Raw genomic sequence first — 22,738 nt, 5'->3', positions numbered from 1 at the left:
ATGTTCAAGAAAGTCCTGATCGCCAACCGGGGCGAAATCGCCATCCGGGTCATCAAGACGCTGCGACGGATGGGTATTGCCTCTGTCGCCGTCTATTCCGATGCCGACCGCTTCGCCAAGCCTGCGTTGATGGCGGATGAAGCGGTGCGCCTCGGGCCGGCGCCCGCCGGCGAAAGCTACCTCAATGTCGATGCCGTCATTGCCGCCTGCAAGGCGACGGGGGCCGAGGCCGTTCATCCCGGCTACGGCTTCCTGTCGGAAAACATCGGTTTTGCCGAACGCCTCGCCGCCGAAGGCATCGCCTTCATCGGGCCACGGCCCGAGCACCTCTCTGCCTTCGGGCTGAAGCATACGGCGCGGGAACTCGCGAGGACGAGCGGCGTGCCGCTGCTGCCTGGCACCGGCCTGCTGTCGAGCGCCGATGAAGCGCTCGCTGCGGCAGAAACGATCGGCTATCCCGTCATGCTGAAAAGCACGGCCGGCGGCGGCGGCATCGGCATGCAGCTCTGCGCCGATGCCGAAAGCCTGAAGGCATCCTTCGAAAGCGTGCAGCGCACCGCACGGGCAAGCTTCGGCGATGCGCGCGTCTATATCGAGCGTTTCGTGGCAGAGGCACGGCACGTCGAAGTGCAGATCTTCGGCAACGGCCAAGGCAAGGTCATCGCGCTCGGCGAGCGCGACTGCTCGCTGCAGCGGCGAAACCAGAAGGTGGTCGAGGAGACCCCGGCCCCCGGACTTTCTGCCGCGACCCGCGCCCGCCTGCACAAGGCCGCCATCGACCTTGGTGCTGCCGTCTCCTATGAGTCCGCCGGCACCGTGGAATTCATCTACGATCCCCTGCGCGAGGAATTCTACTTCCTTGAGGTCAATACCCGCCTGCAGGTCGAACATCCCGTCACCGAAGCCGTCTTCGGGATCGATCTGGTCGAATGGATGATCCGTCAGGCGGCGGGCGAGGACGTGCTCTCGAGCGCCGAGGCCCTGCAGCCGAAGGGAGCGGCGATTGAAGTGCGCATCTATGCAGAAATGCCGCATGCCGATTTCCGCCCGAGCGCCGGCCTCCTGACGGAAGTGGCGTTCCCCAGGGACGCGCGCATCGACGGCTGGATCGAGACCGGCACGGAGGTCACACCCTTCTACGATCCGATGCTCGCCAAGGTGATTGTGTCAGCCGAGGATCGCCCGGCTGCGATCGAAAAGCTGAAGGCGGCACTTACGGAAACATCGATATCGGGCATCGAAACCAATCTCGACTATCTCAGGGCCATCGCCGGCTCCGAACTTCTGGCGAGCGGCAAGGTGGCGACGACGGCGCTGCGCGATTTTTCCTTCGTAGCCGATGTCATCGAGGTGATCGCGCCGGGCGCGCAATCGAGCATCCAGGAACTGCCGGGCCGGCTTGGTCTCTGGCATGTCGGCGTGCCGCCGAGCGGGCCGATGGACGAACGTTCCTTCCGCCATGCCAACCGCCTCGTCGGCAATGGCGACATGGTTGCGGCGCTGGAGCTGACGGTCTCCGGTCCGATGCTGAAATTCCATACCGATACGACAGTTGCCCTTGCCGGCGCCGGGATGGCGATGAGCGTCGACGGCGTGAAATTGCCGCATGGCGAGGCCGTCACCATCCGCGCCGGCCAGATCCTCGTCGTCGGCAGCATCGATGGACCGGGGCAGCGGGCTTACCTCGCCGTGGCGGGCGGTTTTGCCGCTCCGGTCGTGCTCGGCTCACGCGCCACCTTCGGGCTCGGGCAGTTCGGCGGCAACGCCACCGGGACGTTGAAGACCGGCCATGTGCTGCATCTTGCCCGTCAGGCGACCGCCGATGCCGCAAAGCCGGCAACCGAGCCTGCGGAACTGACGCGCGAGTGGGATGTCGGCGTTGTCTATGGTCCACATGGCGCGCCTGATTTCTTCCAGCACGGCGATATCGAGACGCTGTTCTCGACAAATTACGAGGTGCATTTCAACAGCGCCCGCACCGGCGTTCGTCTCATCGGCCCGGCACCGAAATGGGCGCGCAGCGATGGCGGCGAGGCTGGTCTCCATCCCTCGAACCTGCATGACAATGCCTATGCAATCGGCGCGATCGATTTCACCGGCGACATGCCGATCATTCTCGGGCCTGACGGCCCGAGCCTCGGCGGCTTCGTCTGCCCGGCGGTCATTGCGCGCGACGAACAGTGGAAAATGGGCCAGTTCAAGCCGGGCGATCGCATCCGCTTTCATCCCGTCACGCGATCGGATGATCCGATTGCCGGCCCGGTCGTGCATCGGGCGAAGGAAGAAATGGGCTCACCTGTGATCGGCAAGAGTGACGACGGGCCTGTCTCCGTCGTCTATCGCCGCCAGGGCGATGACAATCTGCTGGTTGAGTACGGACCGATGACGCTCGATATCGCTCTGCGGCTGAGAGTGCACCTGCTGATGCAGGCCGTCTCGCAGGCCCGTCTGCCCGGCATCGTCGATCTCACACCCGGCATCCGTTCGCTACAGATCCATTATGACGGCACGACGCTGACCCGCAAACGCCTGCTTGGCCTGCTGGCCGAAATCGAAGCAAGTCTGCCGGCGGCCCAGGACGTCACCGTGCCGAGTCGCATCGTGCATCTGCCGCTTTCCTGGAACGATCCGGATGCGGAACTTGCCATGCGCAAATATCAGGAACTCGTGCGGCCGAATGCGCCCTGGTGCCCTGACAACATCGAGTTCATCCGCCGCATCAACGGGCTGACCGACGAACAGGCCGTGCGCGACATCGTCTTCGACGCCAGCTATCTTGTGCTCGGTCTCGGCGACGTCTATCTCGGCGCGCCGGTGGCGACCCCCGTCGATCCGCGCCACCGGCTGGTGACGACGAAGTACAATCCGGCCCGTACATGGACGCCGGAAAATGCCGTCGGCATCGGCGGGGCCTATATGTGCATCTACGGCATGGAAGGTCCTGGCGGCTATCAGCTGTTCGGTCGCACAATCCAGGTGTGGAACACCTGGCGGCAGACGCCGGTCTTTGCCAGGGGCAAGCCGTGGCTGCTCGATTTCTTCGATCAGATCCGCTTCTTTCCGGCCAGCCATCAGGAATTGGCGGAGGCCCGCAGCGCCTTTCCGCATGGCGGTTATCCCGTCAAGATCGAGGAGACGGAATTTTCCTACGCCGCCTATGAGCAGGAATTGCAGGCAAATGCCGCCTCGATTGCGACCTTCAAGATGCGCCAGCAGGCCGCCTTCGACGCCGAACGCCAGCGCTGGAAGGCGGCGGGTCTCGACAGCTTCGTTACCGACGAAGGCGCCGGCGAAAGCCCGGATGGGGACATTCCCCAAGGCTGCTTCGGTGTCGCCAGCGCCGTGCCCGGCAATATCTGGAAACTGCTGGTCGAGCCGGGCGCACCGGTCGCGACCGGCGACACGCTTGCCATCATCGAATCCATGAAAATGGAAATCAACGTCACCGCACAGGCGCCAGGCCGTGTCCGCGACCTGCGCGCCGGGCCCGGACGAAACGTCAAAGCGGGCGATATCATTGTTGTTCTGGAGGAGTGCTGACCCATGCTGCCGACCATTCTTGATCTGACCAGCCTTCGCGCAGCCTATGAGGCAGGCAAAAGCCCGCTCGATATTATCGAGATCGTCATTGCCCGTCGCAATGACGCGACGGATCCCGCTATCTTCATCACCCCGACGCCTGACGAAGCGCTGCGCGCCGAAGCACGCGCTCTGATGGAACGGGCGCCTGAGCCGAACAGCCTGCCGCTCTGGGGCATTCCCTTCGCGGTAAAGGACAATATCGACGTGACGGGCCTGCCGACGACAGCTGCCTGCCCTGCCTTTTCCTACCAGCCGGAGACGAACGCTACCGTCGTTGCGCGGCTGCGGGCCGCAGGCGCAATCGTCATCGGCAAGACCAATCTCGACCAGTTTGCCACCGGCCTCAACGGCACGCGTTCGCCCTATGGAGCGCCGCGCTCGGTCTTCGACAAGGACTATGTGTCGGGCGGCTCGAGCTCCGGCTCGGCGGTTGCCGTCGCCTCGGGCCTGGCGAGCTTCGCGCTCGGCACGGACACGGCCGGCTCCGGGCGTGTGCCGGCGGCCTTCAACAATCTGGTCGGCATCAAACCGACGCCGGGACTGGTGCCGAATGTCGGCGTCGTGCCTGCCTGCCGCAGCGTCGATGTCGTCACCGTCTTTGCTGCAACGGTCGGCGACGGCGTCGCGATCCGCAAGGTGATGGAGGGCTACGATGCCGCCGATCCGTTCTCGCGCAAGGCCGTTCCAGCCAGCCTGCCCACCTCCGGGTTGCGGATCGGTGTGCTCGACGGAGCCGAGCGGGAATTCTTCGGCAACAGCCACGTCGAGGCTCTCTATGACGCCGCAATCGAACGGGCACGCGCCCTCGGCGCCACCATCGTTGCCTTCGACTACGCGCCGTTCCGGCAGGCAGCCGAACTGCTCTATAACGGCCCCTGGGTCGCCGAACGGCTGGCGGCGGTGAAGGATTTTCTTGCCACCAATGCCGCCGACTTCGACCCGACGGTTCGCACCATCATCGAGGGCGCGAAAGCCTATGACGCGGTCGCCGCCTTCGAAGGCCGGTACAAGCTCGAAGCGCTGCGACAGAAGACCGGGAAGGAATGGGAAAAGGCTGATATCCTGATGCTGCCGACTTCGCCGACGACCTACACGGTCGAAGAAATGATGGCGGATCCCATTGTGAAAAACGGCCATTTCGGCCGTTACACCAATTTCGTCAATCTGCTCGATTGCGCGGCGATTGCCGTTCCAGCCGGCTTCGACGCCGACGGTCATCTCCCCGCCGGCGTGACTCTGATCGGCCCCGCCTTCACCGATGACGCAGTGGCCTCCTTCGCCGACGCCATGCACCGGGCGGCGAACGCGGGAATGGGCATGGACCGTCTGTCGGCGATTCCCGAGGCGAGCCGCGTGGCGCCGGCCGATGACGGCTTGGTGCCGATCGTCGTCGTCGGGGCACATTTGACCGGCATGCCTCTCAACCATGAACTGACGCGACCGGGCGGCAGGCGCATCAAATCCTGCCGTACTGCACCGGATTATCGCCTCTTCGTTCTGCCCGGTACCGTCCCGCCGAAGCCAGGCCTGGTCCGCGAACCCGGTTTCGACGGCAAGGGCCTCGAAGTCGAGGTTTGGAAGGTCACTCCGGAAACTTTCGGGCGCTTTGTGCAGAACATCCCGGCCCCGCTCGGAATCGGCAAGGTAGCGCTCGATGACGGTTCCCAAATTTCCGGTTTTCTCTGCGAGGCTCACGCCATCGAAGGCGCGCGCGAAATCACCGAATTGGGAGGCTGGCGCGCCTACGTCGCAGATCAAATGACAAGAGCATGAAGCATTGTCTCAAAAAAATCCTGCTGGCGATACTTGCTGGCCTTGAGGCACGAAGCGCCTCAAGGCGGCTCGGCCACCACAGGATTACCGGACGAGGTGAGACCGAGACGATATAGGACCTGTCATATTTGCGTCGACGCCTGAGGACGATCGTAAACAAGAAGTTCGCTGCGTTGCGGACAAAGGGCGGCTGCCGCAGTTGCGGCCGCCATGGCTTGAGCCTAGTCGCAGATGCCCCTGCAAGACTTCAGGTGCCGCGCGCGCTCGGCTCCTCGGTTGTTGCAAACACCGCGCTCGCATCGCTGACCATCTCCACATGGGAATAGGCTGCCTGTGCGGCAGCGATGCCGTCCGCTCGCATGACTGCCATCACGATCCGACCGTGTTCCTCGTAGGACTTTGCCAAGCGACCGGGCAGCCGAAACTGCGCCCGTCGAAATGGGGCGAGCCGTGCGCGTGTCTGCGTCACCATTTCAAAGATATGATCATTATGCGCCCCGCGGTAAAGGCGGGTGTGGAATTCCGTGTTATGCGCCGAATATTCCTCTTGCGCGCCGGCATGCACGAGCCTCATTGAGGCCTTATGCTCCAACTCCAGCGTGCGCCGCTCGTCGACTGTCATACGTTCGGCCGAGAGCCTGGCGCAGATCGCTTCGAGTTCCGCCATCGCCTCGAACATGGAATGAAGATAGGTTTCGGTCACCGTGGTGACGACGGCGCTGCGGTTCGGCTCGCGGTCGACAAGCCCCATCGCCCCGAGCTCACGGAGCGCCTCGCGCACCGGAGTGCGCGACACTTCAAAACGAGCAGCAAGCGAGACTTCATCAAGCTTCTCGCCCGGCAGCATCTGCCCGGTCACGATCATGTCGGCAATCGCCCGCACCATCTGCTCGACGGTCGTCCCTGCCCTGATGATTTCTCTGCGCCTGACTTGCTTCAAGGACCGATTCTGCATTGTTGAGGTTGCATACACATGCCCGCTCAAGCCGGCAAAGTCAAACAGCAGTATATATTATTGATGTAACTGGAAAAAATGCATTTTGCCCTGCCGGCCTAGTCAGCTCTTGAAGTCCAACGGTACGGACATCGGACGATTTTATAGGCCCTGCATATTTTTCATCCAATTTCGAGATGAAATTGCATGCACTTCTCCGACGTTAGTCGGCGAAAGAAAAATTTCGATCATAAAATCAATGCGATAAAATCTGGCATGACCATTGCATACACTTTTCTGTTACCAATTTTGAAAACGGCAGAACCGCCGTCAGGGGAGCATTCCGATGACCAGACTCCTTTCCATGAAACGCCGCCACTTCCTTCAGGCTTCCGCTGCCGCCACCCTCGTCGGCGCGGCGCCCGGTCTCCTCTCGTCGCGCGCATTTGCGCAGACGGCTCTCACCGTCGGCTTCGTCTATGTCGGTCCCAAGGATGACTATGGCTACAATCAGGCGCATGCCGAGGGTGCTGCGGCCGTCAAGGCGTTGCCTGGGATGACCGTCGTCGAAGAAGAGAACGTGCCCGAGACGGTCGACGTTCAGAAGACGATGGAATCGATGATCAATCTCGATGGCGCCACCCTGCTCTTCCCGACCTCCTTCGGCTATTTCGATCCGCATATGCTGGCGATGGCCGCCAAATATCCCGATATCCAGTTCCGCCATTGCGGCGGGTTATGGCAGGAGGGCAAGCACCCGGCCAATACCGGCTCCTATTTCGGTTATATTTTCCAGGGGCAGTATCTGAATGGCATCGCTGCCGGCCATGCGACGAAGAGCAAGAAGATCGGCTTCGTCGCGGCCAAGCCGATCCCACAGGTGCTGCAGAACATCAACGCCTTCCTGCTCGGCGCACGCGCAGTCGATCCGACCATCACCTGCCAGGTGATCTTCACCGGCGAATGGTCGCTTGCGGTCAAGGAGGCGGAAGCCACCAACGCTCTGGTCGATCAGGGCGCGGACGTCATCACCTGCCATGTCGACAGTCCGAAGGTGGTCGTCGAAACCGCCGCCGGCCGCGGCGCCTTCGTCTGCGGCTACCACGCCAATCAGAGCCCGCTTGCGCCCGAGAAATACCTCACGGGCGCTGAATGGGCCTGGGGCAATGTCTATAGCGATTTCGTCAAGAAGGCGCAGGCCGGCGAAAAGCTCGGCAACTTCGTGCGTGGTGGCCTGAAGGATGGTTTCGTCAAGATGAGCGCGCTCGGCCCCGGCGTTTCCGAGGCGGGCCGCAAGGCATTCGAGGCAACGCATGCCGACATGATGAAGGGCGGCTTCTCGGTCTTCAAGGGGCCGCTGAAGGATAACAAGGGCAACACCGTCGTGACGGCCGACAAGAGCTACGCGGAAGACGCGATCGAGCTCGAAAGCATGAACTATCTGGTCGAGGGTGTCGTCGGGTCCACCGCGTAGACCGCGTGAGGGAGAAGCGCCATGACCGTTCAGGCCAATGATCCCGCAATATCAGTCGCGTCCGGTGAACCAGCCGCGCTGCGTCCCCTGCTCGAATGGACCGCGCGCAGGGCCGAACCTGTGGTCATCGGCCTTGCGGCCATCCTGATCGGGCTCGGGCTCTTCTCCCTCTTCATCCTGGCGATCGGCAAATCGCCGGCCATGCTCTTCCAGCTCATGTATACCGGCGGCTTCGGCAGCTGGTTTTCGGTGCAGAACAGCTTAAGCCGTGCCGCACCCCTTCTCCTGACGGCACTCTGCGTCGCCCTGCCCGCCCGCCTCGGCCTCGTCATCATCGGCGGGGAAGGAGCGGTCGTGCTGGGCGGCGTTGCCGCCGCAGCCATGGCCATGCCGCTTGTCGGCGCGGCCCCCGTGTTTCCCGCTCTTGTTCTGATGGCGATTGCCGCCATGGTCGTCGGCGGCATCTGGATCGGCCTTGCCGGCTTCCTGCGCCATTACCGCGGCGTCAACGAGACCATTTCCTCCTTGCTGCTTTCCTATATCGCCATCGCCCTGATGAATCAGTTCGTCGAGGGGCCGCTCCGCGATCCGGCCAGTCTCAACAAGCCCTCGACCAAGCCGCTGCCGCCCGAATACATGCTCGGCAACATTCCTGGCATGGATGTGCATTGGGGCCTTGTGATCGGCGTCCTCGCCTGCATCCTCTCCTGGATCCTGATCGAGGTGACGAGCTTCGGTTTCGCCGCCCGCATCGCCGGCGGCAATGTGCGCGCCGCCCAGATCCAAGGTTTGCCGGTCGGAAGGCTGATCGCCGGCTTCACCGCGATCGCCGGCAGCTTCGCAGGTCTTGCCGGCATGATCGAGGTCGTGGCCGTCCAGGGTAGCGCCAATGCCTCGCTCGCCGCGGGCTATGGCTTTACCGGCATCCTCGTCGCCTTCCTCGCCCGCCACAATCCGCTGGCGATCATCCCTGTTGCGATCCTGCTCGGGGGCATCGATGCTTCCGGCGGCCTCATCCAGCGCCGCATGGGCCTGCCTGATGCCACGGTGCTGGTGCTGCAGGGCACACTCTTCATCGTCATCCTCTTCTGCGAGACCTTCTACGGGCGCTTCAAGATCTTCAATCCCGACCTCTGGAAAAGGAGCCCATGATGGAAGAGACAGGCATCGGCATCTGGGGCGTGCCGCTCGCGATCCTGGCGGGCGCCATCCGCGTATCAACCCCCTTCATCTTCGTCAGCCTCGGCGAGACGATTACCGAGCGCTCCGGCCGCATCAATCTCGGCCTGGAAGGTACGCTCGTCTTCGGTGCGATGACAGCCTACGCCGTCGCCGTCATGACCAATTCGCCCTGGCTCGGCGTGCTCGCGGCCATGGCGACCGGCGCCATCTTCGGTCTCGTTCACGGCTGGATCTGCAAGTGGCCGAAGGTGAACGACATCGCAATCGGCATCGCTATGATGCAGTTCGGCCTGGGCCTCGCCTTCTTCCTCGGCAAGTCCTTCATTCAGCCTGCAGCGCCGCATCTGCCGTCGATTCCCTTCGGTTTCTGGTCGAGCCTGCCGCAGATTCAGGCAGCGCTGAACATCAACGTGCTCTTCATCCTCGGCGCCTTGCTGGCCTTCACCCTCTGGTGGGCCTTCGGCAATACGCGGCTGGGCCTCATCCTGCGCGTCGTCGGCGACAGCACCGATGCGGCGCGCGCCATGGGCATCAATCCGGATCGGGTGCGCCTGCTGGCCACCGCCGTCGGCGGGTCGCTGGCGGCCATCGGCGGCGCCTATCTCTCGCTTTACTATCCGGGATCGTGGAACGAGGGCATTTCTTCAGGCCAAGGCCTGATGGCCGTCGCACTCGTCATCTTCGCCCGCTGGAACCCGATCGGGTGCTTCCTCGCCGCCCTGCTCTTCGGCGGCGCCGGCGCACTTGGGCCGGCGTTGCAATCGATCGGCGTGACCCAGGGCTACTACCTCTTCTACGCCGCGCCCTACGTGCTCACCCTCGTCATCATGATCGCGACCTCCTCACCGACACGCTCGCTTGCCGGTGCGCCGGGCGCGCTCTCGCTGACGAAGTGAGGAGGGAGCATCTGATGTCCAACCGCGGCATCAAAACATTCAAACTTGCGGGTGAATAGGAGAAGAAGACGATGGACGCCATGGTCGAGACCAAAGGACATTATATCGACGCTGATCCCTATCCCTGGCCCTATAACGGCGCCCTGCGCCCGGACAATACGGCCCTCATCATCATCGACATGCAGACCGATTTCTGCGGCAAGGGCGGCTATGTCGACCACATGGGTTACGACCTGTCGCTGGTTCAGGCGCCCATCGAGCCGATCAGACGGGTTTTGGCCGCCATGCGCGCCAAGGGCTATCACATCATCCACACCCGCGAGGGCCATCGCCCTGATCTCGCCGATCTGCCGGCCAACAAGCGCTGGCGCTCACAACGCATCGGCGCAGGCATCGGCGATCCAGGCCCGTGCGGGCGCATCCTCACACGCGGCGAACCCGGCTGGGACATCATCCCGGAACTCTACCCGATCGAAGGCGAGACGATCATCGACAAGCCCGGCAAGGGCTCGTTTTGCGCCACCGACCTGGAGCTGATCCTCAACCAGAAGCGCGTCGAGAACATCATCCTGACCGGGATCACGACCGACGTCTGCGTTTCCACGACGATGCGCGAGGCGAACGACCGCGGCTTCGAATGCCTGCTGCTGGAAGACTGCTGCGGGGCGACCGATTACGGCAATCATCTCGCCGCCATCAAGATGGTGAAGATGCAGGGCGGCGTCTTCGGCTCCGTCTCCAATTCCGAAACGTTCGTGAGCCAGCAGCCATGAGCACAATCCGCGACACGCCCCTTCCGCAGGCCGGCAAGGCCGTCGGCATCGACACCATGGATATGACGATGCGCTTCGGCAGCTTCACCGCGCTTGACCATGTCTCGATCAAGGTCCCCGCCGGCAGCTTCCATGCCCTGCTCGGCGAGAACGGCGCCGGCAAGTCGACGCTCGTCAAATGCATCATGGGTTTCTATCATGCAACATCGGGTTCGCTCTCCGTTGATGGTCGCGAAGTGGCGATTGCCTCGCCCAGGGATGCGGCGACCTATGGGCTCGGCATGGTCTATCAGCACTTCACGCTGGTCCCCTCGCTGACGGGTGCCGAAAACCTCGTCATCAGCCGCGCTGAAGTCCCTGCCATCCTCAACTGGGCGAAGGAGCGGAAGGATCTCGCCGCCTTCATGGAGCGCATGCCCTTCCAGATCCCGCTCGACCGGCCGGTGAGCGAACTGGCCGCCGGCGAGAAGCAGAAGCTCGAAATCGTCAAGCAGCTCTATCTCGGCCGCTCCTTTCTGGTCCTCGACGAGCCGACCTCGGTGCTGACGCCCGCGGAAGCCGACGAGATGCTCGGCCTCGTGCGCGGGATGACGGAGCGAGGCGAACTGACCGTGCTGATGATCTCCCACAAGTTCCACGAGGTGACGAAATTTGCCGATGCCGTCTCGATCCTGCGGCGCGGCAAGCTGGTCGGCACAGGCATGGTCGGCGAACTCTCCACGGCCGAGATGGCGACGATGATGATCGGCGACGTCAAGCTCGCCGAGCTCGACAGCCGCGTTCCCACCCCGCAGGGCGCCAAGCCGGTCCTCAAGCTCGAGCAGGTCAAGGCGGCCGACCGCTCGGGTCTCAAGACCATCGAAATCGACGAACTCATGGTCCGCTCCGGCGAGATCGTCGGAATCGCCGGAATATCAGGCAATGGCCAAAAGGAATTGACCGAAATCCTCGCCGGCCAGCGCCCGACGGAGACCGGCCGCGTTATCGTCAACGGCGACGCCTACCGCGCGTCACGGCCGGAGACGCGCAAGAACAATGTCCGTTTTATTCCCGAGGAGCCGCTGCAGAACGCCTGCGCGCCGCGCATGACGGTCAGCGAAAATCTCGCCTTTCGGACCTTCGATCTCACGACCGACGACAAGGACGCGGTCTGGCTGAACAAGGGCAAGATGAGGAAGCGCGCCGCGGCGCTGATTTCCGACTTTAAGGTGAAGACAGCCTCGTCTGCCTCGCCGATCGCGGCACTTTCCGGCGGCAATGTGCAGCGCGCCGTGCTTGCCCGCGAACTCACAGGCAAGGTGGATCTGCTGATCGTCTCGAACCCGTGTTTCGGCCTCGATTTCTCCGCCGTCGCCGAAATCCGCGCCCGCATCATGAAGGCGCGAAATTCGGGCGCGGCCGTGTTGCTGCTCTCCGAGGACCTCGACGAGCTGCTCGAGATGTCCGATCGCATCATGGTGATTTCGGAAGGCAAGCTGGTCTACGAAACGCCGGCCCGCTCAGCCGATATCGGCATGATCGGCGCCCACATGGCGGGGCATCACTGATGGCTGAGATCAAGGCAGAACCCTTCGCCTTTCCGGTGAAGCACGACCAGCTCGCGCTTATTGTCATCGACATGCAGCGAGACTTCGCCGAGCCCGGTGGCTTCGGCGCAAGCCTCGGCAACGACGTCAGTCGCATCACCAGGATCGTGCCCGATGTCAAACGACTCATCCAGGGCTTTCGTTATGCCGGACTGCCGGTCATTCACACGATGGAATGCCATAGGCCGGATCTTTCGGATCTGCCGCCGGCCAAACGCGACCGCGGCAATCCCACACTCAGGATCGGCGACGAAGGCCCCATGGGCCGCATTTTGATCTCCGGCGAGCCCGGCACAGCAATTCTGCCGGAGCTTGCTCCGATCAAAGGCGAGGTCGTCATCGAAAAACCGGGCAAGGGCGCCTTCTATGCGACCGAGCTCGACGAAGTGCTGCAGCAGAAGGGTATCAAACAGCTGGTTTTCGCAGGCGTGACGACCGAAGTCTGCGTGCAGACCACCATGCGCGAGGCGAACGACCGCGGCTATGAATGCCTGCTCGCCGAGCAGGCTACGGAAAGCTATTTTCCGGAGTTCAAGGCCGCAGCCATTGCCATGATCCGCGCCCAGGGTGCAATCGTCGGCTGGACGGCCCATGTCGACGCCATTTTGGAAAGCATCGCCCATGCCTGAAACCACCCGCGAATTGCTGACCTCGGGCGGTTGGAGGGATCTGGAGTTCGGACCCTTCCGCGATCAGGTGACGATCCACTGGATCCGACCCTTTGAGGACGATCAGCCAGGAGTAGCGCTCCTGAAATATGAAGCCGGCGCCGGCGTTCCCCGCCATCGGCATGAGGGGCTGGAAACCATTCTCGTGCTCGACGGAGTGCAATCGGATGAAGCGGGCGACTACGGCCGCGGCAGCTACATCGTCAACGCCCCCGGCACCGAGCATTCGGTCTGGAGCGAAACCGGCTGCGTCGTCCTCATCCAGTGGGACCGGCCCGTCAGAATACTGGAATAGAAAACAGTATGAGGCAACCGATACCGCCGCGACGTTGAGTCGATCGAACTGTCGTTAAACGGACATCTCGCATCATCAAAGCGTTAGAGCATTCCAAGCGACATAATACGGTTTATCGGCGCCGGTTACGCCTATTTCTGCTCCGCCTTTCCCGACGGCTTCGTGGCGGCCTCTACAGCGCCGCCCTGCAAATCCGCCTCGTCCCCGACAATGGCGGCGGCTTCGTCGAGCAGGACGTCCTTCGCCTTCTTGCGGGCGTTTTCCATGGCGATATCGGCGCTCAGGCTGCGCTCGTCCGCCTGCAGGCCGTCGTCGCCGGCAAGATCTTCGCCATCACCGGCTTCGGCCCGCGCCTTGAACCGCGCCTCCCGGGCCGCCGCTTCCTTGCGGCGCTCGGCTTCGTTCAGGGAAACGACGCCCTTCTCGCGCTGCGCCTTCAGATCGGCGATGTCCTGCAGCAGACGCTGGAAATCCTGATCGCCCTTGACCCGCGCATCGTGGCGGCTCTGCAAGGCCGGCAGCAATGCCGTAACATCGCCTTCCGGCGCATATTTCGCCGGCTTGATCTCCGCCCACGGCAGGGCATTGTCATAACTGGTCTCGCCGAAGCTCGCGGGATCGGACAATGCGGGCAGGCTGATATCGGGGGTGACACCGCGCAGCTGCGTCGTGCCGCCGTTGATCCGGAAAAACTGGGCGATCGTCACCTTCAGCTCTCCGAATTCGGGTTTGCTGTTGTGAACCACCTGGTCGAGATCGACGACCGTCTGCACCGTGCCCTTGCCGAAACTGGGCTCGCCGATGATCACGCCGCGGCCGTAATCCTGGATCGCCGCGGCAAAGATCTCCGAAGCCGAGGCCGAGCCGCGGTTGATCAGAACCCCCAAGGGACCTGTCCAGGCCGGCGTTGTCAGGTCGGCGCTCTTGACCTCGATCTTGCCGTTGCCGGCGCGCTGCTGAACGACCGGCCCCTTGCCGATGAAGAGGCCGGTGAGATCGATCGCCTCGTCAAGCGAACCGCCGCCATTGTTGCGCAGATCGATGAGAACGCCGTCGACCTTTTCCTGGTTCAGTTCCTCAAGAAGCTTGGCGACATCGCGACTGGCGCTCTTGTAGTCCTTGTCGCCCTTGTTCTTGGCTTCGAAATCCTCATAGAAGACCGGCAGGGTGATGATGCCGATCTTGCGCGTGGTCTCGCCCGCCTTCACCGACAGCACGGCTTTCCTGGCCGCCTGCTTGTCGAGGCTAATCTTGTCGCGCACCAGGTTGACGACACGATGCACGCCATCGGCGCCGGCATCGGCCGGCAGGATGTCGAGCCGCACCACCGAACCTTTCTTGCCGCGGATCATCTGCACGACTTCATCGAGGCGTGTGCCCACCACTTCCTTGATCGGCCCGTCCTTGCCCTGGCCGACGCCGGTGATGCGGTCGCCGACGGCGAGCTTGCCGGAGAGTTGCGCCGGCCCGCCGGGCACGAGTTCGCGGATCGTCGTGTAATCGTCGCGCTCCTGCAGCACCGCGCCGATGCCGAACAGCGAAAGCTTCATCGAGACATTGAAGTCGGCGGAAGCCGCCGCGCCGAAATAATCCGTATGCGGGTCGATCGAGTTCGAATAGGCATCCATGAACGACTGGAAGACGTCGTCGCTCTTGAACTTGTAAGCGCGCTCGAGCGTGTTTTCATAGCGTTTGTCGAGGGTTTCGCGAATCGCCGCGTCGTCCTTGCCGCCGAGCTTCAGCCGCAGCCAGTCGTTCTTGACGCGCTTGCGCCAGAGATCGTTGCTCTCGGCTTCCGACTGCGGCCAGGGTGCCTTGTCGCGCAGCACCGCATAATCTTCCTTGCCGCTGAAATCGAAGCCCTGCTTGAGCAAGCTGCGCGCATAGGTCATGCGGTCGACGACGCGCTGTTGATAGGCGTTGAAGATCGCAAACGGGATCTTCAGGTCCTGTCGTTCGATGGCGTCGTCGATCTCGCTGCGGTCGGACATGAACTTGTCGACGTCGGCCTGCAGGAAGAGCATGCGGTCGGGATCAAGCGATTTGACGAACTGATCCATCACCCTGCCCGACAAGGCATCGTCGAGCGGAACCGGCTTGTAGCTGTATCGCGAGAGAAATTGCGCGCTGAGCTCAGCCGCCTGCGCCTGCCGCGTCAACGGCTTCAAAACCGGCGGCGCTGCGACCTCGGCATAGGCGGACGGGGCGAGTGCAAGAAATGCACCGAGAAAAACATAGGCTATGCGCATTCAGTCTTGATCCAATTCTTAATGCCGAGGGCGGATGTGTGAACTAAGTGAGGCAATTGTGGTTTTTTGGCAAGCACGTGGGAAAATTGGGAAGAGATGAAAAAGTATCCGGCGTGATCGACCCGGGACTTCGCGGCAGCAGACTGCTGCTGCGGCGGCGCCAGCGATCATCGATCTCGCGTATATTGTCAGTCACGGAGCTACGGCTGGCGCTTTAGTGCGCTAGCAGTTGCTCATACGTGTTTCGTACGCGTTCAAAATAATCGTTGTCGGTCAGAAAACGCTCGCTAGGGCTACGGCTCGGACCCTGGGGATGCTCTGCCAGATTATTTCCGTCCGGCAGCATGGCCTGCGCCGTGAGCGTAGCTTCAATCCATTCGGCTATCATGATGTCGTCGTACATTTCTGTCACCCGTGAAATCTTGTTCCAGGCGGCAGAATCCGACAAAGCGTCCTGATGGTGAAGACGTTATCCAGGCAAGACATCATTTCGTTGCGTGATCGAAATGCAATGGCCGCGCCGCTGAACAAAGTTCTTAACGCACGCAGCACGCCTGGATCACACAACGCAAAGGGCTCCGAAGCTCGGGGGTCATAATCAATAGGAAGTCGTGGCCCTGCAGTTTACGTCAGGTCGCGTCGATCCCGCCGGCAGCTTTTCGGAATTATTGCGTCATCTGTAATTATGAACTGCGCAACGCGGCCGTTCTCATTGACGGCCGCCTATCGCACCTTCGGCATGCGGATCGGGAATGGACCCGGCCGGAAGAGTTCGCAGGAGCGCATCATGAAACTTTATCATCACCCTCTTTCGGGTCACTCGCATCGGGCACGTCTGTTCGTCTCGCTGCTTGGCCTGCCTCACGAGCTGGTCGAAGTCGACCTGAAGTCCGGCGCACACAAGAAGCCCGAATTTCTCAAGCTCAACCAGTTCGGCCAGGTACCGGTGCTCGAGGATGGTGACACCGTGATCGCCGACTCCAACGCCATCCTGGTCTACCTCGCAAAGAAAGCGACCCGCACGGACTGGCTTCCCGAAGACGCCAAAGGCTCCGCCGCCGTCCAGCGCTGGCTGTCGGTTGCCGCCGGTGAAGTGGCTTATGGTCCGGCAGCGGCACGGCTGATCACCGTCTTCGGCGCCAAGTATAATCCCGAAGAGGTTATCGCTCGCGCCCATGCCCTGCTCCGCAACCTCGAAAGCCAGCTTACCGATCACAATTGGCTGGCCGGCCACACGCCGACGATCGCGGATGTTGCGATCTACAGCTATGTGGCCCGTGCACCGGAAGGCAACGTCGATCTCTCCACCTACCCCGCCGTCAACGCGTTCCTTCGTCGTATCGAAGCGCTGCCGGGCTTCGTCCCGTTCGTTCAAACACCCGTTGGCCTAGCCGCCTGACGCCAGCACACGGGCGTGCGGCTGCATGCGCCCGATCTTCATTTTCGAGGAGAGACGGACATGAATGAGACCTTGAAGACGCTGCCGGTCTGGCATGAAGGCGAGACCTATATTCAGCAGAAGGTGGGCGTCGCCGAACGCATGGCGGCCGTCGGCCAACGTGTCATTCGCGATTACATGCCGGACCAGCACCGCGACTTCTACGCTCAGCTGCCGTTCATCGTGCTCGGCAGCGTCGATAGCCGCGGCGACGCCTGGGCGACCTTCCTTGAAGGGCGTCCGGGCTTCATGTCCTCTCCATCGCCGACGACCCTGGATATTGCGGCCAGGAGAGATGCCAGAGACCCGGCAAGCGAGGGTTTGGCGGAGGGCCTGCCCATTGGCCTGCTTGGCATCGAGATGCACACAAGGCGGCGCAACCGCATGAACGGCTTCGTCTCCAATTTGCCCGATGGCTTCCGTGTCGATGTCGACCAAAGTTTTGGAAACTGCCCGCGCTACATTCAGCTCCGGGATTTCGAATTCGTTCGAAATCCCGGCGAAGATTTTGCCGGCACCGTTGAAGACCTACCTGACCTCGATGATGCTGCGCGCGCCATGATCGCGGCAGCGGATGCATTCTTCGTCGCCTCTTATGCCGATCGCGAAGATCGCCGTCAGGTCGACGTGTCGCATCGCGGCGGCAAGGCCGGCTTCGTTCGCGTTGCCGACGACGGGTCACTGACGATCCCGGACTTCGACGGCAACCTCTTTTTCGCAACGCTCGGCAACATCCTGTTGAACGGCAAGGCCGGGCTTGTCTTCGTTGATTATACCAGCGGCGACATGCTGCAGATGACCGGCGACGCCGAGCTTATCCTGGATTCACCGGAGATAGCTGCCTTCCAGGGCGCCGAGCGACTGTGGACGTTCAAGGCACGCCGCATCGTCCGCCGGAGGAACGCGTTGGCCCTGCGCTGGTCCTTCCGCGACGAGGGCTGGTCCGCCAATTCGCTGATGACCGGCGATTGGGCGCAGGCGGCCGACCGGCTGCGCGCTGCCGAACTCGCCACCCGCTGGCGCCCGCTCACCGTGACCAGGATCGTGGAGGAAAGCGCTTCCATCCGTTCGTTTCACCTTCAGCCGAGCGATGGGGCAGGTTTGCTGCCCCATGTCGCCGGCCAGCATCTGCCGATCCGCATCAGCCTTCCCGGCGCGGACAAGCCTGTCATCAGAACCTACACCCTGTCGGTGGCACCCTCGGACGGCCTTTATCGTATCAGTGTCAAGCGCGATGGCGCAGTATCGAGCTATCTCCACGATCATATCAGCGTCGGCGACACGATCGAGGCGCGCGCGCCGGCCGGCGGCTTTACCGTTGACGTCCGCGTGACCCGTCCGGCGGTGCTGCTTGCCGGCGGCGTGGGGATCACGCCCCTGCTCGCCATGCTGCGCCACGTTGTCTACGAGGGGCTGCGCAAGCAGCGCATTCGCCCGATCATTCTCTTTCACGCGGCGCGTTCCAGACAGGAGCGTCCCTTCGACCGGGAAATCGCCGAGCTTGTCGACGCCGCGCGAGGCGCCGTGAGGCTGATCCGGGTCTTGAGCGATGTCACAGGCGCCGAAGAAGGCGCCGACTACGACGCCACCGGGCGGATCGATATGTCACTCCTCACCCGCCATCTGCCATTCAACGATTATGACTTCTATCTCTGCGGCCCGCCGCAATTCACGCAGTCACTCTACGATGGCCTGCGCAACTACAATATTGCCGATGGGCGCATTCACGCGGAGGCTTTCGGCCCGTCATCCCTGAAGCGGACGCTGGACGTCGGGGTGGCCGCGCCAGCCCGTCGACCGCCATCCACAAAGCCCGTACCGGTCGCCTTCATGGGATCGTTGAAGGAAGCCCGCTGGACACCCGAGGCTGGCACATTGCTGGAGCTGGCGGAAGCGCGCGGCCTCAGCCCGGAATTCAGTTGTCGGGAAGGCAATTGCGGCACATGCCGGACCAAGCTCATCAAGGGTGCGGTGACCTACATCAAGGAGCCGACGGCAGCGATTGGCGAAGGCGAAGTGCTGCTGTGCTGCTCGGTTCCTGCCGAACAGGAGAGTGATGAGGAAAACCAGATCCAGCTCGAACTCTGACGGTTCCCATTGATGCATCCGACGCAACAGCATCTTGCTCTTTTTCAACCTTCATCGTCCTTGCAACATGAATAACGGACGGTGGTCGCCGCGTGGCGACCACCGCCGCACTCTCCATTCCAGCCCATAAAGGAACCGACCATGTCTCGTCCGCCACTTCCCCCTTTCAATGAACAGAGCGCCATCGAAAAGGTCCGCCTTGCCGAAGATGGCTGGAACAGCCGCGATGCCGCCAAGGTGGCGCTCGCCTATACACTCGATACGCGCTGGCGCAACCGCGTCGAATTCGCGACCAATCGCGCCGAGGCCGAAGCTTTCCTCAGGCGCAAATGGAACCGCGAGCTCGATTACCGGTTGATCAAGGAACTGTGGGCTTTCCAGGGCAACCGCATCGCCGTTCGCTATGCCTATGAGTATCACGATGACAGCGGTCAGTGGTTTCGTGCCTATGGCAACGAGAACTGGGAATTCGCCGAGGACGGGCTGATGCGGACGCGCCATGCCAGCATCAACGAGCACCCGATCTCCGAGGCCGAGCGCAAGTTCCGATGGGCACTCGGCCGCCGGCCGGACGATCACCCCGGCTTGAGTGACTTCGGCTTCTAACGCCAGGTCCAGATCAAGGAGGTCGCCACCATGGCAGGGTTCAAGCTCGATGCGCGCGCACGGCTGTCGATCGAGCTCGCGCTTACCGCCGGACGTGGCGATCCCGATATCGCTCATCAGCAGGAAAAAGACGCTAAGGCACTCGGCATGTCCGGGGCTGAAATCGATATGGCCCGCAAGGGCTCGAGCTTCGACTTCCAACTGTCCAAGGCGATAGCCGTGGCGCTCGCACCCGACGCCGAACACCGCGAGCGCGCCATGAAAGCCGGCATAGATGGGCAAACCTGTGCCGACATCGAAAAACTGGCGGCGTCCTATATCGACCCATCTCTGTTGCGATCGGCATAGCCACCGCCATCCTTTCGTGACGCTTCCAGTCATGTCATTGGTATCAGTCTCGAAATGGCCTTGCTCGATCTCTTTCTCGATTGATACATATCTGGCCGATGGTCACGTGAGAGCAACACAAGCAATCTTTGAGGGGCGAATGGATCGATGGCAGGCAATGCGGATTTTTGCCAGGGTTGCAGAAACCGGAAGTTTTGCAGATGCCGCGCGCCACATGCATATGAGTGCACCGGCTGTCACCCGCGCCGTCGCGGCGCTTGAAGATCTGATTGGCGCCCGCCTCTTCGTTCGCACGACACGCTCCGTCAAGATGACGGAGGCAGGCACACGATATTTCGAGGATTGCCGCCGCATATTGGCGGATATCGCCGAAGCAGAGGCTGCGGCGGGTGGCTCCTACGCCACTCCGACGGGGACGCTGGCGATCACGGCTTCAGCATTGTTCGGGCAGATGTATGTGCTGCCCATCGTGACCGAGTTCCTGAACACCTTCCCGACCATGCACGCACGGACCCTCTTCATCGATCGCCCGGTCAATATTGTCGAAGAAGGGGTCGACGTCGCCGTTCGTATCGGCCACCTGCGGGATTCAGGCTTCTCGGCGATAAAGGTCGGAACTGTTCGGCATGTGATCTGCGGCTCTCCAAGCTACCTCGAGACGCACGGCGTTCCCATCACGCCGGCCGACCTCAAGAACCATCGCATCGCGGCCTCCACAAGCGCCTGGGCATCGCCGGAATGGCGTTTTGCAAACGATCAGCGGGTGACGATCGACCCGCTTCTACAATGCAACACCAATGACGCCGTCATCACAGCCGCCCGCGCAGGTTGGGGACTGACCCGAGTCCTGCACTACCAGATCGGCCCGGCGCTGCTGGCGGGGGAGCTGCAGATCGTCCTCAGCGACTTTGAAGAGCCGCCAATGCCCATTCACATCCTTCATCCGGAAGGGCGACACGCGCCTGCCAAGGTACGGGCCTTCGTGGATATGGCAACGGCCCGCCTGCGCGAAAACCGGTTGTTGAACTAGCGCCACCGCCGCAATCGCCAGCCGCCTTGAGCGCCAGATCTCAGCATTGCGGGCCGGAATGTTGGGACACAGCTCCTGAATCAAGCAGGGGCCGTACCTCCGATTATTACACACACCGTAATTATCAGTTCCGCATTGAGCGGATTATCGTTTTTTCGTGGAACGCTATGTTGATCTCCAAGGCAGCCGCAACTGGCGCCTCAAACCCGAAGGAGACCGCCATGAAACGCCTGATCATGACCCTGATGCTGGCAACCGTCAGCTTTGCCCCGATGTCTTTTGCGGAATCGCCCACGCCCGCCCAAGCCGCCATTGTCCAGCAGGTTGCCATCACGGTCAACTATCGGACCGCAACGGTCGATGGTGTGAACATCTTCTACCGCGAAGCAGGCCCAAAAGACGGCCCGGTCGTCGTTCTGCTGCATGGCTTCCCGACGTCTTCGCATATGTTCCGCAATCTGATGCCGCTTCTCGCCGATCGCTATCGGGTCATCGCACCGGACTATCCTGGCTTCGGGCAGAGTGACGCTCCGGACCACACCAAATTCGCCTACACCTTTGGTCATTATGCCGACCTTGTTGACGGTTTGCTCGATCAGCTTGGTGCAAGAAAATATGCGATGTACGTCATGGATTATGGTGCGCCGGTGGGTTATCGCCTCGCCTTGAAGCATCCGGATCGCGTGACGGCTCTCATCGTACAGAACGGCAACGCCTATGATGAGGGCCTTCGCGAATTCTGGGACCCAATCAAAAAATATTGGGCTGACGGCTCGAAGGAAAGCCGCGACGGGCTCTCTGGCCTGGTCACCCTCGAGACCACGAAATTCCAGTACACGGACGGCATGAGCGATCTGAGCCGCATCAGCCCCGACAACTGGGTTCATGACCAGGCGCTGCTCGATCGACCCGGCAACAAGGACATTCAGCTGGATCTCTTCTATGACTATCGCACCAATGTGCCGCTCTACCCGCAGTTCCAGGCCTTCTTCCGGGATCACAAGCCGCCGACGCTGATCGTGTGGGGCAAGAACGACAAAATCTTCCCGGCCGAAGGCGCGCATCCCTATCTCCGTGATCTCCCGGATGCCGAACTGCATCTTCTCGATACCGGCCATTTCGCGCTGGAGGACAAGTTGGACGTAATGGCGCCGCTCATTCACGACTTTCTTGACCGAAAACTCGGCGAGAAGAACTGAGGACAGTGCCGCGCAGCTCCACGGGGCTGCGCGGCACATCGTATTCCTACGCTTCGGATGCATTCCCTCTGGCTTCGATAAAGAAGCGTCAACCCCGCTCAGGCGACGGGGATGCCCATCTCTTCGGCCGCCTCCAACGCTTGGGCTTCGGTCATCTCGTCACGCAGCCGCGGTTGTCGATCAACGGGCGATGGTTTCCCAAAGTTTGAGTTGACCGTTTTCGTTGGCGAAGCAACACTTGCACTGCAGCAAGGCAGGAGGAACATGATGGACGAGCAAGACCGCTGGCGCCAGATGGCAAGCGCACCGAGAGACGGCAGCCGCATCCTGGTGACGATCCGTGCGTCCGAACAGGGGCCGGCGGAAGTCGACCTCGCCTACTGGTCGCATGGCGATCAGTTCGGTGGAGAGGGCTGGCGTGCCTCGGATTCCTCGCCCGGGCACATCATCGAATATGCCGAGCCGGAGTTGAAGTGCTGGATGCCGATGCCCTCGGCCAATCGCACCTCGATGCCCTCACCCTGGGAAGGCGAGGACGACGAGCAACTGGACGGGTCGGGCATTTAAGGACTGGCGCAAGCCCTGTTTCCTGGCGCCCGACAGGAGGCACGGCAGGT

The 22,738-nt window shown here is 62.0% G+C and carries 19 protein-coding genes; 16 read left to right on the top strand and 3 right to left on the bottom strand.

What is annotated here, in order from left to right; translation table 11 throughout:
* Both uca and atzF read left to right on the top strand, forming a co-directional pair.
* Positions 1 to 3,540 (top strand): urea carboxylase, encoded by a 3,540-nt coding sequence (uca, locus tag HJB91_RS00920; RefSeq protein ID WP_221153301.1) that lies wholly within the window; start codon positions 1 to 3, stop codon positions 3,538 to 3,540.
* Between the two features lie 3 nt (positions 3,541 to 3,543).
* Positions 3,544 to 5,355, top strand: coding sequence for an allophanate hydrolase (gene atzF, locus HJB91_RS00915; RefSeq protein WP_221153300.1), 1,812 nt, complete (start codon positions 3,544 to 3,546; stop codon positions 5,353 to 5,355).
* 247 nt (positions 5,356 to 5,602) lie between these two features.
* Here the strand turns inward: atzF and HJB91_RS00910 are convergent, their stop codons facing one another.
* Positions 5,603 to 6,295, bottom strand: coding sequence for a GntR family transcriptional regulator (locus HJB91_RS00910; RefSeq protein WP_210632598.1), 693 nt, complete (start codon positions 6,293 to 6,295; stop codon positions 5,603 to 5,605).
* A gap of 340 nt (positions 6,296 to 6,635) precedes the next feature.
* On the opposite strand from HJB91_RS00910, the gene HJB91_RS00905 reads away from it, so the two are divergent.
* The 7 genes from HJB91_RS00905 to HJB91_RS00875 all read left to right on the top strand — a co-directional run bounded on the left by HJB91_RS00905 (position 6,636) and on the right by HJB91_RS00875 (position 13,163).
* Positions 6,636 to 7,763: a BMP family ABC transporter substrate-binding protein gene (locus HJB91_RS00905; protein ID WP_210632597.1), complete on the top strand. Its 1,128-nt coding sequence runs from the start codon at positions 6,636 to 6,638 to the stop codon at positions 7,761 to 7,763.
* 21 nt (positions 7,764 to 7,784) lie between these two features.
* Positions 7,785 to 8,915 (top strand): ABC transporter permease, encoded by a 1,131-nt coding sequence (locus tag HJB91_RS00900; protein WP_210632596.1) that lies wholly within the window; start codon positions 7,785 to 7,787, stop codon positions 8,913 to 8,915.
* Positions 8,915 to 9,841, top strand: a complete 927-nt coding sequence (locus HJB91_RS00895) for an ABC transporter permease (protein WP_210632595.1) — start codon at positions 8,915 to 8,917, stop codon at positions 9,839 to 9,841. The genes HJB91_RS00900 and HJB91_RS00895 overlap by 1 nt, the downstream gene beginning before the upstream one ends.
* 71 nt (positions 9,842 to 9,912) lie before the next feature.
* On the top strand, positions 9,913 to 10,614 hold the full coding sequence (locus HJB91_RS00890; protein WP_210632594.1) for a cysteine hydrolase family protein: 702 nt from the start codon (positions 9,913 to 9,915) through the stop codon (positions 10,612 to 10,614).
* On the top strand, positions 10,611 to 12,161 hold the full coding sequence (locus HJB91_RS00885) for an ABC transporter ATP-binding protein (protein WP_221153299.1): 1,551 nt from the start codon (positions 10,611 to 10,613) through the stop codon (positions 12,159 to 12,161). Before HJB91_RS00890 ends, HJB91_RS00885 begins: the two co-directional genes overlap by 4 nt.
* Positions 12,161 to 12,829 carry a cysteine hydrolase family protein gene (locus HJB91_RS00880; RefSeq protein WP_210632592.1) on the top strand — a complete coding sequence of 223 codons (669 nt, stop codon included), beginning with the start codon at positions 12,161 to 12,163 and terminating at the stop codon, positions 12,827 to 12,829. Before HJB91_RS00885 ends, HJB91_RS00880 begins: the two co-directional genes overlap by 1 nt.
* On the top strand, positions 12,822 to 13,163 hold the full coding sequence (locus HJB91_RS00875; protein ID WP_210632591.1) for a cupin domain-containing protein: 342 nt from the start codon (positions 12,822 to 12,824) through the stop codon (positions 13,161 to 13,163). The genes HJB91_RS00880 and HJB91_RS00875 overlap by 8 nt, the downstream gene beginning before the upstream one ends.
* A 131-nt stretch (positions 13,164 to 13,294) precedes the next feature.
* On the opposite strand, the gene HJB91_RS00870 is transcribed toward HJB91_RS00875, so the two are convergent.
* On the bottom strand, positions 13,295 to 15,412 hold the full coding sequence (locus tag HJB91_RS00870; RefSeq protein WP_221153298.1) for a carboxy terminal-processing peptidase: 2,118 nt from the start codon (positions 15,410 to 15,412) through the stop codon (positions 13,295 to 13,297).
* Positions 15,413 to 15,626: 214 nt separating this feature from the next.
* Entirely contained in the window at positions 15,627 to 15,815 is a 189-nt protein-coding gene (locus HJB91_RS00865; protein ID WP_221153297.1) for a hypothetical protein, read from the bottom strand.
* Between the two features lie 384 nt (positions 15,816 to 16,199).
* Between HJB91_RS00865 and HJB91_RS00860 the strand changes: the two genes are divergently transcribed.
* From HJB91_RS00860 to HJB91_RS00830, 7 genes are all read left to right on the top strand, one after another.
* Positions 16,200 to 16,811, top strand: coding sequence for a glutathione S-transferase family protein (locus HJB91_RS00860; RefSeq protein WP_221153296.1), 612 nt, complete (start codon positions 16,200 to 16,202; stop codon positions 16,809 to 16,811).
* A gap of 60 nt (positions 16,812 to 16,871) precedes the next feature.
* Positions 16,872 to 18,938 carry a pyridoxamine 5'-phosphate oxidase family protein gene (locus HJB91_RS00855; RefSeq protein WP_221144917.1) on the top strand — a complete coding sequence of 689 codons (2,067 nt, stop codon included), beginning with the start codon at positions 16,872 to 16,874 and terminating at the stop codon, positions 18,936 to 18,938.
* Between the two features lie 141 nt (positions 18,939 to 19,079).
* Positions 19,080 to 19,544, top strand: coding sequence for a DUF1348 family protein (locus HJB91_RS00850; protein ID WP_210632586.1), 465 nt, complete (start codon positions 19,080 to 19,082; stop codon positions 19,542 to 19,544).
* Positions 19,545 to 19,574: 30 nt separating this feature from the next.
* Positions 19,575 to 19,892 carry a hypothetical protein gene (locus HJB91_RS00845; RefSeq protein ID WP_247241788.1) on the top strand — a complete coding sequence of 106 codons (318 nt, stop codon included), beginning with the start codon at positions 19,575 to 19,577 and terminating at the stop codon, positions 19,890 to 19,892.
* A 139-nt stretch (positions 19,893 to 20,031) separates the two neighbouring features.
* Positions 20,032 to 20,922 carry a LysR family transcriptional regulator gene (locus HJB91_RS00840; protein ID WP_210632650.1) on the top strand — a complete coding sequence of 297 codons (891 nt, stop codon included), beginning with the start codon at positions 20,032 to 20,034 and terminating at the stop codon, positions 20,920 to 20,922.
* Between the two features lie 221 nt (positions 20,923 to 21,143).
* Complete coding sequence (locus HJB91_RS00835) at positions 21,144 to 22,121, top strand: alpha/beta fold hydrolase (RefSeq protein WP_221153295.1); 978 nt, start codon at positions 21,144 to 21,146, stop codon at positions 22,119 to 22,121.
* Between the two features lie 267 nt (positions 22,122 to 22,388).
* The gene (locus HJB91_RS00830) at positions 22,389 to 22,688 is read left to right on the top strand and encodes a hypothetical protein (protein ID WP_092751436.1); all 300 of its coding nucleotides are present in this window, start codon (positions 22,389 to 22,391) and stop codon (positions 22,686 to 22,688) included.
* Positions 22,689 to 22,738 lie beyond the last annotated feature (50 nt).

This window comes from Rhizobium sp. NLR10b (assembly GCF_019685435.1).
Lineage (GTDB): Bacteria > Pseudomonadota > Alphaproteobacteria > Rhizobiales > Rhizobiaceae > Rhizobium.
The sequence above is the reverse complement of the archived record's forward strand: the minus strand, read 5'-3'. Positions and strand labels throughout refer to the sequence as shown.

What these genes read in the sequence shown, in the direction of transcription:
- HJB91_RS00870 (WP_221153298.1), bottom strand. Translation starts at nt 15,412, where the DNA reads ATGCGCATAGCCTATGTTTTTCTCGGTGCATTTCTTGCACTCGCCCCG.
- HJB91_RS00885 (WP_221153299.1), top strand. Translation starts at nt 10,611, where the DNA reads ATGAGCACAATCCGCGACACGCCCCTTCCGCAGGCCGGCAAGGCCGTC.
- uca (WP_221153301.1), top strand. Translation starts at nt 1, where the DNA reads ATGTTCAAGAAAGTCCTGATCGCCAACCGGGGCGAAATCGCCATCCGG.
- atzF (WP_221153300.1), top strand. Translation starts at nt 3,544, where the DNA reads ATGCTGCCGACCATTCTTGATCTGACCAGCCTTCGCGCAGCCTATGAG.
- HJB91_RS00900 (WP_210632596.1), top strand. Translation starts at nt 7,785, where the DNA reads ATGACCGTTCAGGCCAATGATCCCGCAATATCAGTCGCGTCCGGTGAA.
- HJB91_RS00855 (WP_221144917.1), top strand. Translation starts at nt 16,872, where the DNA reads ATGAATGAGACCTTGAAGACGCTGCCGGTCTGGCATGAAGGCGAGACC.
- HJB91_RS00830 (WP_092751436.1), top strand. Translation starts at nt 22,389, where the DNA reads ATGGACGAGCAAGACCGCTGGCGCCAGATGGCAAGCGCACCGAGAGAC.
- HJB91_RS00840 (WP_210632650.1), top strand. Translation starts at nt 20,032, where the DNA reads ATGGATCGATGGCAGGCAATGCGGATTTTTGCCAGGGTTGCAGAAACC.
- HJB91_RS00860 (WP_221153296.1), top strand. Translation starts at nt 16,200, where the DNA reads ATGAAACTTTATCATCACCCTCTTTCGGGTCACTCGCATCGGGCACGT.
- HJB91_RS00895 (WP_210632595.1), top strand. Translation starts at nt 8,915, where the DNA reads ATGGAAGAGACAGGCATCGGCATCTGGGGCGTGCCGCTCGCGATCCTG.
- HJB91_RS00875 (WP_210632591.1), top strand. Translation starts at nt 12,822, where the DNA reads ATGCCTGAAACCACCCGCGAATTGCTGACCTCGGGCGGTTGGAGGGAT.
- HJB91_RS00850 (WP_210632586.1), top strand. Translation starts at nt 19,080, where the DNA reads ATGTCTCGTCCGCCACTTCCCCCTTTCAATGAACAGAGCGCCATCGAA.
- HJB91_RS00835 (WP_221153295.1), top strand. Translation starts at nt 21,144, where the DNA reads ATGAAACGCCTGATCATGACCCTGATGCTGGCAACCGTCAGCTTTGCC.
- HJB91_RS00880 (WP_210632592.1), top strand. Translation starts at nt 12,161, where the DNA reads ATGGCTGAGATCAAGGCAGAACCCTTCGCCTTTCCGGTGAAGCACGAC.
- HJB91_RS00845 (WP_247241788.1), top strand. Translation starts at nt 19,575, where the DNA reads ATGGCAGGGTTCAAGCTCGATGCGCGCGCACGGCTGTCGATCGAGCTC.
- HJB91_RS00890 (WP_210632594.1), top strand. Translation starts at nt 9,913, where the DNA reads ATGGACGCCATGGTCGAGACCAAAGGACATTATATCGACGCTGATCCC.
- HJB91_RS00865 (WP_221153297.1), bottom strand. Translation starts at nt 15,815, where the DNA reads ATGTACGACGACATCATGATAGCCGAATGGATTGAAGCTACGCTCACG.
- HJB91_RS00905 (WP_210632597.1), top strand. Translation starts at nt 6,636, where the DNA reads ATGACCAGACTCCTTTCCATGAAACGCCGCCACTTCCTTCAGGCTTCC.